Source organism: Rubrivivax gelatinosus, assembly GCF_016583785.1.
Taxonomy (GTDB): Bacteria; Pseudomonadota; Gammaproteobacteria; order Burkholderiales; family Burkholderiaceae_C; genus Rubrivivax; species Rubrivivax gelatinosus_B.
Map to the genome: position 1 here is coordinate 1 of NZ_NRRU01000132.1, position 12,138 is coordinate 12,138.

Below are 12,138 nucleotides of genomic sequence, written 5' to 3' on the forward strand. Positions count from 1 at the left end.
GTGCAGGCGGCGCTCGCCGCGCTGCTGCTGCTCACGCTGCCGCTGGCCGACCGGCTGACGCTGGCGGCACGCGACAGCCGCGCCGCCGAGACGCTGGCAGCGCCGGCCGCCGCGCTGGGCGAACGCCTGGCACCGATCTTCGAGCCCGCCGTCGACCGCAGCCTGCAGCGCCTGACCGTGGCGCCGGACTCGAGCGAGACCGTGGCGCTGGACTTCGTCGTCGCCGACGCGCCGCAGCGCCCCGAACTCGAGGCGCGCATGCTCGAACTCGTCAACACCGAGCGTGTCGCCGCCGGCCTGGGGCCGCTGGCCGCCGACCCGGCGCTGGCCGCGGTCGCGCGCGAACACGGCCGCGACATGCTGGCCCGCGGTTACTTCGCCCACCTCGACCCTGGCGGCGTGACGCCGTTCGACCGCATGCGCCGCGCCGGCCTGCGTTTCCGTGCCGCCGGCGAGAACCTCGCGCTCGCGCCGACGCTGGCCCTGGCCCATCGCGGCCTGATGAATTCACCCGGCCACCGCGCCAACATCCTGCGCGCGGCCTTCGGCCGCGCCGGCATCGCCGTGCTTGACGCCGGGCGCCACGGTCTGGTCGTGACGCAGAACTTCCGCGATTGAGGCCGGCACCGGGCCGGCATCAGCCCCGGCGGCGGCCGGCCAGCTGCCCGGGCGGGGCACCGAACTCGCGCCGGAACGCGGCCGCGAAGTGGCTGGTGTTGGTGTAGCCCAGCTCGGTGGCGACGTCGGTCACGCTGGCGGCATCGGCTAGCAGCCGGCGGCGGGCTTCCTGCATGCGTTCGTGCTGGAACAAGGCGTAGGCGCTGCGGCCGAACAGCGCCTTGAAGCCGCGCTGCAGGCGCGCCGGCGTCAGTCCGTGGGCGGTGGCGACCTCGGCCAGCAGCGGCGGCGCCGACAGGTCGGCGAGCAGCCGGTCGCGGGCGGCGAGCAGGCGCTGTCGTTCGGCTGCGTCCGGCGCCGGCTCGCAGCCACCGGCGCCGGCTTCGAGCAGCAGGCCGACGAAGGCCAGCGCCTGGCCCTGCAGCCACAGCGTATGCCGCGGCGGCGCCCGGGGTGCCAGCGCCGCGGCCAGCCCCAGCGCGCAGGCGTGCAGCTCGCGCCCGCGCAGCCCGGTCGTGAAGCCGCCGGCCGACGCTGCCGCCACCGGCGCGGCCAACGCCGCTGGCAGCACGACCGAGACGCTGCGGTAGCCGCCGCACTGCAGGAAGCGCGCGCGGCGTCCGGGGCCGTGGTGCAGATGGCCGGCGGCTTCGTCCAGCGCGTGCTCGCGCGTGCGGCCATCGCGGCTGATCCAGCAGCGGCTGCGGCCCTGCAGCGTGTAGCTCAGGTGCACGGCGTCGCTGTCGTCGTGCAGGCGCAGTTCGAGCGTGCGTTCGAACTGCGCCTGCCAGCCCAGCAGCCGGCTGCCGTCGGGCAGGGCGACGACGTCCAGCCGCGAGCGGGCGCCGTCGCCGAAGTCCAGCTCGGCGTGGCGCTCCAGCATGTCGCGGGCCCCGAACTCGACGACGTGGGCTGGGCTCGGCTTCATCGGGTTGTGGTGGTGGTGGCGATCGGGGCGGCGGGCGTCGCGATCCGGGTGGCGGCGCAAATGGGAATCATTAGCATCGCAAAGTCTAGTGCTTCCCGAGGACCGCCATGTCCGATGCCAACCGACTCGGCGATGTAACGCAGACGCTGCCGTGGACGTTCATGCCGCTGACCGCGCCGCTGCCGCGGCACGACAGCCTGCTGCCCGCCGTCGTGCGTGTACGCCTGACCGATCGAGCCGCGTCTGTCGGCGCTGCCGGCCCCGAACAGCCCGCGTGCGTGCGGGCCAGCACCCGATGAACGACAGCCAGTCCCTGCCCGCCGCGGGCACGCCGCCCTCTGTCGACTCTGGCCCGCGCCAGGCCTGGGCGATCATGGACCCGGTGCGCCGGCGCATCGACGCGGCGATGGCGATCGCGGCCGTCGGCGTGCTGCTGGGAATGGCGGCGCTGGCCGCGCTGGCGCTGGTGGTCGGCGCGCTGCAGCGCGAGCCGGCCCGCTTGCCGGTGGCCGAACTGCTGGCGGCGGCGCTGTGCACCGTCGGTGCCTACGGCTTGCGGCTGCTGGCCTTCAACCGCTCGCACTACGCCGCGTTCCGCCTGGAGACGCTGCTGCGCGCGCGGCTGGCCGAACACGTCGCGCGCCTGTCGCTGGGCGAGGTGCAGCGGCTGGGCGCCGGCGCGCTGGCCAAGGTGGTCCAGGACGACGTCGGGGCGCTGCACGTCTTCGTCGCCGACAGCACGCCGCTGTACGCGCGCGCCTACGTCGCACCGCTGGCCACGCTGCTGGTGCTGCTGGTGTTGGACTGGCGCCTGGCGCTGGGCGCGTCCGCGGTGCTGGTGCTCGGTGTCGCCGTGATGTCGCTGGCGATGCGCGGGCGCGGCGAGATGTCGCGCCGCTATCACGCCGCACGCGAGCAGGTCAGCGCCGCGATCGTCGAGTTCCTGCAGGCGATGCCGGTGGTGCGCAGCTTCGACACCGGGCGCGCGACCTTCGGCCGCTATGAACGTGCGCTCGCGGCCTACCTGGAGATGCTGGTGCTCTGGTACCGCGCCGCGGGCTTCACGGCGCGTTTCTCGATGGCCGTGCTCGGGCCGCTGCCGACGCTGCTGGTGCTGTTCGCGCTCGGGCTGTGGTTGACGCAGCACGCCTCGCTGGCCTTCGACCGCTGGCTCGGGGTGCTGCTGCTGGGCACCGGCATGGCCGAGGCGCTGATGCCGCTGATGGCGCTGATGCACATGGTCGACAAGGCCAAGCTCAGCGCCGCCCGCATCCAGGAGGTGCTGGCGCTGGCGCCGCTGCCCCTGCCCGCGCCCGGGCGTGAACAGGCGCCGAGCGACGCCGGCGTGGTCTTCGACGCGGTCTCGTTCGCCTACGACCCCGATTCCGCGGCGGCGCTGGAGGGCGTGAGCTTTCGGGTCGAGCCGGGCACCGTGACGGCACTGGTCGGCCCCTCGGGCGCCGGCAAGACGACGGTGGCGCGGCTGATCCCGCGTTTCTGGGACGTGCAGCGCGGCGCGGTGCGTGTCGGCGGCGTCGACGTGCGCCGGATGACGCCGCAGACGCTGATGTCGCAGGTGGCCTTCGTCTTCCAGGACGCCTTCCTGTTCGCCGACACGATCGCCGCCAACATCCGCCTGGGCCGGCCCGAGGCAACGCCCGAGCAGGTGCAGGCGGCCGCACGCGCGGCGCAGGCGCACGACTTCATCGCCGCCTTGCCGCAGGCCTACGACACGCCGGTGGGCGAACGCGGCGTCTTCCTGTCCGGCGGCCAGCGCCAGCGGCTGACGATCGCACGCGCCATCCTGCAGGACCGGCCCATCCTGGTGCTCGACGAAGCCACCGCCTTCGCCGACCCCGAGAACGAGGCCGCGATCGTGCGCGCGCTGTCGGCGCTGATGCGCGGGCGCACGGTGATCATGGTCGCGCACCGGCTGGCGACGATCCGCGACGCCGACCAGATCCTGGTCTTCGACCGCGGCCGCCTCGTCGAGGCCGGCCGCCACGACGATTTGCTGCCACGCGCCGGGCTTTACGCGCGCCTGTGGCGTCACCATGAAGACGCGCAGCACTGGGCGCTGCGTTCGAGCGGCGCGCAGGCGCCGGCCGCCGGGGAGGGCGCATGACGGCTACCGCATACGGCGCGCTGCGGCCGACGCCGTGGATAGCCACCTATCGCCAGCTTCTGCGCAGCGCTGGCGATCACGCGCCGGCACTGCGCGCCAGTCTCGCCGGCCTGTTCGCGGCCGCGGCGCTGCAGGGGCTGGCGCTGGCCTGCAGCTATCCGCTGCTGCAGGCGCTGCTGACGCACGCCGACGCCGCCGCGGCCTGGGCCTGGCTGACGGCGATGGCCGTGCTCGGGCTGGCGTCGCTGGCACTGCGCTGGCGGGCCCAGGGTTTCGACTACGGCGGCCGCATGGCGCTGACCACGCACGAACTGCGCACCCGCCTCGGCGAGCAGCTGCGCCGCATGCCGCTGCTGCAACTGCAGGACAAACGCAGCGGCGAGGTCCACGCGATGCTGCTGGGCAACGTCGACGAGAACCTCAACTACACGCTGACGATCGTGAACCTGGTGGCGATCGCACTCGTCACGCCGCTGGCCGCGGCGCTGGCGGTGTTCGTGTTCGACTGGCGCATCGCCTTGCTGCTGCTGCTCGTGTTCCCGGCGATCGTGCCGCTGTACCGCTGGCGCCGCCCGGCGTTCGCGCGCGGCATGCGCGTCGTCGGCGCGGCGCACGCGCGTACCGCGGCCGACATCCTCGAGTACATGCAGGGCCTGCCGGTGCTGCGCGCCGCGTGCTGCGAAGGCGAGCGCGCGGCAACGCTGTGTGCCGGCTTCGCCGAGCTCGAGCGCATCCAGACCCTGGGCCAGCGCAAGGGCAGCAAGCCCAACGTCGTCATCGCCAGCGTCGTCGAGCTCGGGCTGCTGGTCATCGTCGCGCTCGGCGCCTGGTGGGTCGCCGCCGGCACCCTGGACCTGGCGCTGCTGGCCGCGACGCTGGTGCTGGTCGTGCGCTTCGCCGGGCCGCTGTCGGACTTCGTCGCCTACACCGCGATCTTCGAGCTGATCGAGGCCGCGCTCGAGCGCATCGATGCGCTGATGGCCGTCGCGCCGCTGCCGCAGCAGCAGCCGGCGCGCAGCCCCGAGCGCCACGATCTGCGGCTCGAAGGCGTGAGCTTCGCCTACGAAGACGGCTCGCCGGTGCTGCGCGGCGTCGACGCCGATCTGCCCGAACGCAGCCTGACCGCGCTCGTCGGCCCCTCGGGCTCGGGCAAGTCGACGCTGCTGCGGCTGCTGCTGCGCCATGCCGACCCGCAGCAGGGCCGCATCCTGATGGGCGGTGTGGACCTGCGCGCCATTCCCGCCGAGGCGCTGAACGCGCAGGTCTCGGTGGTGTTCCAGGACGTCTACCTGTTCGACGACACCGTGCTCGCCAACATCCGCATGGCGCGGCCCGACGCTGCCGACGAGGAGGTCGTCGCCGCGGCGCGTGCGGCGCAGTGCCTGGACTTCATCGAGCGCCTGCCGCAGGGCTGGCAGACGCGGCTGGGCGAGATCGGTGCACGCCTGTCCGGCGGCGAGCGCCAGCGGCTGTCGATCGCGCGTGCGCTGCTGAAGGACGCGCCCATCGTCGTGCTCGACGAGCCCACCGCGGCGCTGGACACCGAGAGCGAACTCGCGGTGCAGCGCGCCATCGACCACCTCGTGCGCGAGCGCAGCGTGATCGTCATCGCCCACCGCCTGTCGACCATCGCCGCGGCCGACCGCATCCTGGTGCTCGACGAAGGCCGGCTGGTGCAGCAGGGCCGTCACGACGAACTGCTGGCCGAGCCCGGCCGCTACCGCACGATGTGGCAGGCGCAGCAGCAGGTCAAGGACTGGCACGTCGGCGCCTGAACATCGGCGGCCCACGGCGAACGCTGCGCTGTCGCCATGACGCCACAGCTCACACGCCGTCATCTCCACGCCTTCGCAAATGAGAAGGAGTCGCATTACAGTCCGCGGCCGTATCAGGCCATGACGACTCCGGCGCGCCTCGCCGCAGCTGTCGTGGCGCCATCACGCAGGACTTGCCCGAATGACCTCGCCCTCCAAGCCCCGGCCCGTGCCGCGCATCACGCTACTGGCCGTCGCCTCGTTCATGGCGCTCGGCGCCCAGGCACAAACCAACGCCGACGCCCCGGCTGCCACGTCTGCCGGCGTCGCCGCCGACGACGGCACGCTGCCGGCGATCAAGGCGACCGGCCGCGCTGAAACCGCGACCTCCGCCGTGCCCGGCTACACCGCGCGCCGCAGCGCCACCGCGACACGCACCGACACGCCGCTCAACGAGATCCCGATGTCGATCAGCGTCATCACCGCCGAGCAGGTGCGCGACCAGAACGCGCAGACGATCCAGGAGGTGCTGCGCTACACCGCCGGCGTCAGCGCCGACGTCTATGGCCTGGACAACCGCGGCGACTGGTTCTCGCTGCGCGGCGGCAGCGAAGGCTCGACGCTGGTCGACGGCCTGCGCCGGCCGCTGTCGGGCTGGTACGGCGTGGTGCGCGACGAACCCTTCGCCTTCGAGCGCATCGAGGTGCTGCGCGGCCCGTCCTCGGTCATCACCGGCCAGAACGGCCCTGGTGGCGTCGTCAACCTCGTCAGCAAACGGCCGCAGGCCGAGGCGGCGCGGGAGGTGCAGGTGCAGGTCGGCAACAACGACCACAAGCAGATCGCCGCCGACCTGACCGGCCCGCTGACCGAAGACGGCCGCCTGGCCTATCGCGTGCTCGCGCTGCGCCGCGACAGCGGCACCCAGGTCGAGCACGCCGACATCGAGCGCACGCTGTTCGCGCCCTCGCTGCAGTGGCAGGCGACGCCGGACACGCGGCTGTGGGTCTACGCCCAGTACCAGAAGGACGAGAGCGGCAGCACCGAAGGTTTCTTCCCGCTCGAAGGCACGCTCTATGACGGCCCGAACGGCAAGATCCCGGTGCAGCGTTTCGTCAGCGAACCCGGCTGGGACACCTACGGCGGTGATCGCTGGCGCTTCGGCTGGGAGCTGGAACACAAGCTGTCGCAGGACTGGACGCTGACCCAGCGCCTGCGCCGCGACGTCGTCGAAGGCAAACACCGCAGCATGTACGCCAACTACTGGGAAGGCTTCCTGGCAGACGGCCGCTCGCTCAACCGCACCTGGTACGCCACCGACGACACCGACCGCATCACCAGCGCCGACCTGTTCGTGCAGGGCCGGCTGAAGACCGGCGAGCTCCAGCACACGCTGCTGGCCGGCGTCGACACGATGCGCCAGCGCACCAATCGGCTGTACTGGGCCGGCGACGCCACCGCGCTCGACGTCTACACGCCGACCTACGGCCAGTGGACGCCGCCGACGCTGACGAGCGCGAATACGCTCGACGGCTATTCCGGCCACAGCGGTGTCGATCAGGTCGGCGTGCTGCTGCAGGACCAGATCAAGATCGGCCAGCGCTGGGCGCTGAGCGCCGGCATTCGCCACGACCGCAGCAAGACCCTCTCCGAAGGCAGCGAGGACCTGAAGGTCAACGCCACCAGCCGCAGCGTCGGCGGCGTCTACCTCGCCGACGGCGGGCTCTCGCCTTACCTGAGCTACTCCGAGTCCTTCGAGCCGCAGGGCACGAGCGAAACCGGCGACGCTTTCCAGCCGCTGCGCGGCAAGCAGATCGAGGCTGGCATCAAGTGGCAGCCGGCGGGCTCGCCGCTCACCGCCAGCATCGCCACCTACCGTCTCAAGGAGACCGGCCGCGTTGCCGACGGCGACACCCCGGGCACGACGCGCCAGCTCGGCGACGTCGAGTCCCGCGGCACCGAAGTCGAGCTGCGTGCCGACCTCGCCGCCTGGCAGCTGATCGCGAGCTGGTCGCGCACCCGCACCGAGGACACCGAGACCGGCTACCGCGTCGCCAACGTGCCCGAGAACGGCGCCGCCGTCTGGGCTGTGCACCGGCTGGCGGCCTGGGGCCTGCCGGGCGTGCGCGCCGGCTTCGGCGTGCGCCACGTCGGCCCGACCTGGGACGGCTACGACACGCTGCGCACCGATTCGGTGACGCTGATGGACGCGATGCTGGGCTGGGACCTGCAGCGCTGGTCGCTGGCGCTCAACGTCACCAACCTGGCCGACAAGACCTACTTCGCCGCCTGCCTGAACCGCGGCGACTGCTGGTACGGCACCAAGCGCGAAGTCGTGATGACGGCCAGCTACCGCTGGTAGTCCCAGGCGCTAGTAGTGCGGCGGCAGCTCGTCGCGCAGGCTGCGCACGGTCGCCGGCTCGGCGCTGCCCTGCTGGCGCAATTGCACCAGCTCGCGCGTCAGCAGCTCGATCTGCTGCTGCTGGCGCACGACGACGGCGTCGAGCTTTTCCAGCTGGTCTTCGGTGAAGGCGAGCTTGACCTCGATGTCCTCGAGGCGGCGCTCGACGACGGCGGCGTCCAGCTTAGGCTTGGTCATCCTGGGCCCGGATGGCGCCGCCGCCTTCGCGTTCCAGCGTCTGCACCAGGTCCTCGGCGCTGGCGCCGGGGATCGGCACCTGCAGGATCTCGGGTGCGGCGGCGTCGCCACGCTGCCACTCGAACTTCACCTGCGGCAGGCCGCCGTCGGCGTCGAGTGCGAAGCCGGCGAAGCGGATGTAGCGCGCGCCGGCGAGCGCGGTCTTCAGCTCGGGGTCGCAGTGGGCGATCAGCGGGCCGCTGATCAGCTCGTCCATCGGGATGTCGGTGAACTGCTCGGCGATGCCGTCCAGGAATTCTTGGTCCATGCGCGGGTCCTCTAGAGGCGCGCATTGTGTGCGCGCCGCGAGCCGCCTGCCAGCCGCGGGGTCAGGCACCGAGCGGCAGCGGCCGCCGGGCCGCGGGCTGCAGCCGCAGCACCGCCTCGCGCTGCAGCGAACGCTGGTGCAGGCGCCCGTGCAGCGCCTCGGCCTCGTCCGGGCCGAACCAGCGGCAGGCGATCAGGCGGTGCGCGTGGGCATGGAACTCGTCGTGGCGGTCGTCGACCGCCAGCCAGTCGGCGTCGTCGGCGTCGCCCTGGCGCAGCCAGTCGAGGATCTCGTCCTCGCGCCCCGGGCGCGACTGGGCGAGCGCGCCGTAGATCGGCGTCGTGCCCAGGATGCGCGTGCGCAGCGGCGCGCTGAACATCGCACCCAGCCGGTCTATCGTCGTCCAGTGGCGGCGTTCGCTGGTCAGCACCAGGCGCAGCTGCGGCCAGGCCTGCAGCACGGCCTCGAAGCCGGGCACGCCGCCGCGCGTGTGCGCGGCCGCGTCGGCGGCGCTCATCAGGCAATCGGTGTTCAGAAAGATCAACATCTCGTGGCGCCTCCAGAACGAACATCGTCCACGCTTTCGATGGCAGCGTGGTGAACGCTGCATGACAGTGCACATGCCCCGCAGCGGTGCGGCGTTTTGACTTTCGTCAGTGCTCGTCATCTCGACGAGGGGTGCGCGCGCGGCGGCTGTGAGACCATCGCCGACCTCATGCACAAGCCCTGGCTCGCCCACTATCCCGCCGGCATTCCGGCGGAGATCGACCTCGGCCGTCACACGTCGCTGGTCGACGCGATGGCCGAGGCCTGCACCCGTTTCGCCGACCGTCCCGCGCTGCACTCGATGGGGCGGACGATGACGTACCGCGAACTCGACGAAGCCAGCCTGGCCTTCGCCGCCTGGCTGCAGCACGACGCCGGCCTGGCACGCGGCGAACGGGTCGCGCTGATGATGCCCAACCTGCTGCAGTACCCGGTGGTGCTGCTGGGCGTGCTGCGCGCCGGGCTGGTGGTCGTCAACGTCAACCCGCTGTACACGCCGCGCGAGCTGGAGCACCAGCTGCAGGACTCGGGCGCCGCGGCCATCGTCGTGCTCGAGAACTTCGCCTCCAAGCTGGAGCCGGTGGTGGCGGCGACGCGGCTGCGCAGCATCGTCACCACCCAGGTCGGCGACCTGCTCGGCTTCAAGGGCCGCATCGTCAACGCCGTCGTCAAGCACGTGAAGAAGATGGTGCCGCAGTGGCGGCTGCCGGGTGCGGTGTCGCTGCCGCAGGCCCTGGCCGCCGGGCGCCACCGCGTGCTCGAGCCGGTGACGCTGGCGCAGGCCGACCTCGCCTTCCTGCAGTACACCGGCGGCACCACCGGCGTCGCCAAGGGCGCGATGCTGAGCCACGGCAACGTGCTCGCCAACGTGCTGCAGGTCGGCGCCTGGCTGGCGCGCGACATGGAGGACGGGCGCGAGACCGTCGTGCTGCCGCTGCCGCTGTACCACGTGTTCGCGCTGATGGCCTCGATCGTGTTCCTGCGCAAGGGCTCGATGCTGGTGCTGATCGCCAACCCGCGCGACATGCCCGACATGCTGAAGACGCTGGCCTCGGTGCCGTTCTCCGGGATCATCGGTGTCAACACGCTGTACCGCGCGCTGCTCGACGCGCCCGGCTTCGCCGCGATCGACCTGTCGCGGCTGAAGCTCGCGGTGGCCGGCGGCATGGCGGTGCAGAAGGTCGTCGCCCAGCGCTGGCGCGAACGCGCCAAGGTGCCGCTGGTCGAGGGCTACGGCCTGACCGAAGCCTCGCCGGTGGCGATCGCGAATCCGGTCGACGTCGTCGAGTGGAGCGGCACGATCGGCATGCCCATCCCCAGCACCGACGTCGTCATCGCCGACGACGAGGGCCGCGTGCTGCCAGCGGGCAGCGTCGGCGAGATCCGGCTGCGCGGCCCGCAGGTGATGCAGGGCTACTGGCTGCGCCCCGACGAAACCGCCGAGGTGCTCACCGCCGACGGCTGGCTGCGCACCGGCGACATGGGCACGATGGACGAGCAGGGCTTCGTGCGCATCACCGACCGCAAGAAGGACATGATCGTCGTCTCGGGCTTCAAGGTGTTCCCGAACGAGGTCGAGGACGTGCTCGCGATGCACCCCGGCGTGCGCGAGGCCGGCGCCGTCGGCGTGCCCGACGAACATTCGGGCGAGGTCGTCAAGGCCGTCGTCGTGCGCGCCGACCCCGAGCTGAGCGAACACGAGCTGCTGGCGCATTGCCGCCAGCACCTCACCGGCTACAAGATGCCGCGGCGCATCGAGTTCCGCAGCGAACCGCTGCCGCGCACCAACGTCGGCAAGATCCTGCGCCGCGAGCTGCGCGACGCGCCGCCCGCCACGCCCTGATCAGACGCCGAAACCGAGCACCTTGGTGACGAAGTAGACCGCCGCCTTCACCATCGCCCAGACCACGCCGGAGACGACGAAGGCGGCGATGACCGAGGTGGCGAAGCCGGCCAGCACCCAGACGCCGTCGCGTTCGAGCACGCCGAGCGCGAGCAGGCTGACGGCCAGCGCCGGCAGCATGTTGCCCAGCGGCACCGGCAGCACCAGCACCAGCGCCAGCAGCAGGCACAGCAGGCCGATCGCGTACTCCATCGGCGGCGCCGCCAGCAGCGACAGCCGCGGCCGCAGCAGGCATTCGGCACGCGCCAGCCAGGGGCCGACGCGCGCCACCAGCCCCGCGAAGTCGGCGCGTGTCATCGAGCGGCTGGCGATCACCGCCGGCAGCCAGGGCGCACGCCCGAACGCCAGCTGAGCCGCCAGGAACACCAGCGGCGCCCCCAGCACCGCCGAGGTGCCGGGCGGCATCGGCAGCACGTTCGGGAAGGCGAAGACGAAGAGCAGCGCGGCCAGCGCCCGGTCGCCCAGTGCCGCCAGCAGATCGCCGACGGCGATGCGCTCGCGGCTTTCGTCGGCCGCGAGCGCGGCGAGCATCGCCGACAGCGGCAGGCGTTGGGGTTCTGTGAGCAGGGTGATCCGGGGCATCGGGCGTCGTCGCGGCGGGCAGCCGCTGTTGTAACGGTTCCCGGTGACAGCGCCGGCATCCGGGGCCCGGATTCGGGGTCATCCGGCCTCGAAGACCGCGCCGCAGCACCGGACAACGCGTCATCCTCGCGACAATGGGCTTGTTAATGCGAATGGTTCGCATTACATTGCTGTTTCACGAATCCACCGCGACACCACGATGCTGCACCCCGAACCTCTCGAGCCGGCCGCCCGCCCGCCGGCCGACGCGCCGGCCCGACCGGCAGCCGCGGCGGTGATGCACAAACCTGCCGCTGCCGGGCGCCGTCCACGCTGGGACAGCGCCGTGCTCTTCGCCGGCAGCGAGGAGATCGAGATCGTTCACGGCGACGCGCTCTACCGCATGCGCATCACCTCGATGGGCAAGCTGATCCTGACCAAGTAGTCCTCGCCACCTTCGCCGCCGCAGCACCAGCCAGCCACCAGCCAGCACGTGCGCGCCCCACCTGGAGCGTCCCGTGCAGAACATCCCCGCCGTCTCCTCCCTGCTCCAGGGCCTGCGCCTGCCGCCGCCGGGCGTGCGTGCACCGGCGCTGCGCCTGGCCTTGCGCACGCTGAGCAGCGCGCCCGCGGCCGACGCCGCGCTGCTGCGCAGCGATGCCGCCGCCGCCATCGGCGTGCGCGAAGCCGAGCTGGTGGCCGCGCATGCCGGCTGTTTCGACCGCTGCGAGTCGCCGCTGGCGGCGCGCCGGCTGCGCCCGCGCCGGCGCGAGATCGCCGCCGCGCTGGCGCTATTCGGC

Annotated in this window: 13 protein-coding genes; 8 read left to right on the top strand and 5 right to left on the bottom strand. The window is 72.4% G+C overall.

Annotated features, from left to right (window positions below; genetic code table 11):
- Positions 1-618 (top strand): CAP domain-containing protein (locus tag CKO43_RS22910; RefSeq protein ID WP_242481309.1); only part of this gene is annotated, 618 nt, incomplete at its 5' end.
- A 19-nt stretch (positions 619-637) separates the two neighbouring features.
- Here CKO43_RS22910 and CKO43_RS22915 read toward each other — a convergent pair.
- Positions 638-1,546, bottom strand: a complete 909-nt coding sequence (locus tag CKO43_RS22915) for a helix-turn-helix transcriptional regulator (RefSeq protein WP_200228480.1) — start codon at positions 1,544-1,546, stop codon at positions 638-640.
- 107 nt (positions 1,547-1,653) lie between these two features.
- On the opposite strand from CKO43_RS22915, the gene CKO43_RS22920 reads away from it, so the two are divergent.
- The 4 genes from CKO43_RS22920 (at position 1,654) to CKO43_RS22935 (ending at position 7,784) form a co-directional block, all read left to right on the top strand.
- The gene (locus tag CKO43_RS22920; protein ID WP_200228478.1) at positions 1,654-1,845 is read left to right on the top strand and encodes a hypothetical protein; all 192 of its coding nucleotides are present in this window, start codon (positions 1,654-1,656) and stop codon (positions 1,843-1,845) included.
- Positions 1,846-1,919: 74 nt separating this feature from the next.
- Complete coding sequence (locus CKO43_RS22925) at positions 1,920-3,671, top strand: ABC transporter ATP-binding protein (RefSeq protein ID WP_200228530.1); 1,752 nt, start codon at positions 1,920-1,922, stop codon at positions 3,669-3,671.
- The gene (locus CKO43_RS22930; protein ID WP_200380097.1) at positions 3,668-5,446 is read left to right on the top strand and encodes an ABC transporter ATP-binding protein; all 1,779 of its coding nucleotides are present in this window, start codon (positions 3,668-3,670) and stop codon (positions 5,444-5,446) included. The genes CKO43_RS22925 and CKO43_RS22930 overlap by 4 nt, the downstream gene beginning before the upstream one ends.
- 181 nt (positions 5,447-5,627) lie before the next feature.
- Positions 5,628-7,784, top strand: coding sequence for a TonB-dependent siderophore receptor (locus CKO43_RS22935; protein ID WP_200228474.1), 2,157 nt, complete (start codon positions 5,628-5,630; stop codon positions 7,782-7,784).
- A gap of 9 nt (positions 7,785-7,793) precedes the next feature.
- Here CKO43_RS22935 and CKO43_RS22940 read toward each other — a convergent pair whose 3' ends face one another.
- The 3 genes from CKO43_RS22940 to CKO43_RS22950 all read right to left on the bottom strand — a co-directional run bounded on the left by CKO43_RS22940 (position 7,794) and on the right by CKO43_RS22950 (position 8,875).
- Positions 7,794-8,021: a SlyX family protein gene (locus CKO43_RS22940; protein ID WP_200228471.1), complete on the bottom strand. Its 228-nt coding sequence runs from the start codon at positions 8,019-8,021 to the stop codon at positions 7,794-7,796.
- Positions 8,008-8,328 (bottom strand): hypothetical protein, encoded by a 321-nt coding sequence (locus CKO43_RS22945; RefSeq protein ID WP_200228469.1) that lies wholly within the window; start codon positions 8,326-8,328, stop codon positions 8,008-8,010. Before CKO43_RS22945 ends, CKO43_RS22940 begins: the two co-directional genes overlap by 14 nt.
- Positions 8,329-8,389: 61 nt before the next feature.
- Positions 8,390-8,875, bottom strand: a complete 486-nt coding sequence (locus tag CKO43_RS22950; RefSeq protein WP_200228467.1) for an HAD domain-containing protein — start codon at positions 8,873-8,875, stop codon at positions 8,390-8,392.
- Between the two features lie 168 nt (positions 8,876-9,043).
- Between CKO43_RS22950 and CKO43_RS22955 the strand changes: the two genes are divergently transcribed.
- Positions 9,044-10,717, top strand: a complete 1,674-nt coding sequence (locus tag CKO43_RS22955) for an AMP-binding protein (protein ID WP_200228464.1) — start codon at positions 9,044-9,046, stop codon at positions 10,715-10,717.
- Here the strand turns inward: CKO43_RS22955 and CKO43_RS22960 are convergent, their stop codons facing one another.
- Positions 10,718-11,359, bottom strand: coding sequence for an exopolysaccharide biosynthesis protein (locus tag CKO43_RS22960; protein ID WP_200380098.1), 642 nt, complete (start codon positions 11,357-11,359; stop codon positions 10,718-10,720).
- Positions 11,360-11,558: 199 nt separating this feature from the next.
- On the opposite strand from CKO43_RS22960, the gene hemP reads away from it, so the two are divergent.
- Both hemP and CKO43_RS22970 read left to right on the top strand, forming a co-directional pair.
- On the top strand, positions 11,559-11,783 hold the full coding sequence (gene hemP, locus CKO43_RS22965; protein WP_200228459.1) for a hemin uptake protein HemP: 225 nt from the start codon (positions 11,559-11,561) through the stop codon (positions 11,781-11,783).
- A gap of 73 nt (positions 11,784-11,856) precedes the next feature.
- Positions 11,857-12,138: hypothetical protein (locus CKO43_RS22970; RefSeq protein ID WP_200380099.1), on the top strand; the 282-nt coding region annotated here is incomplete at its 3' end.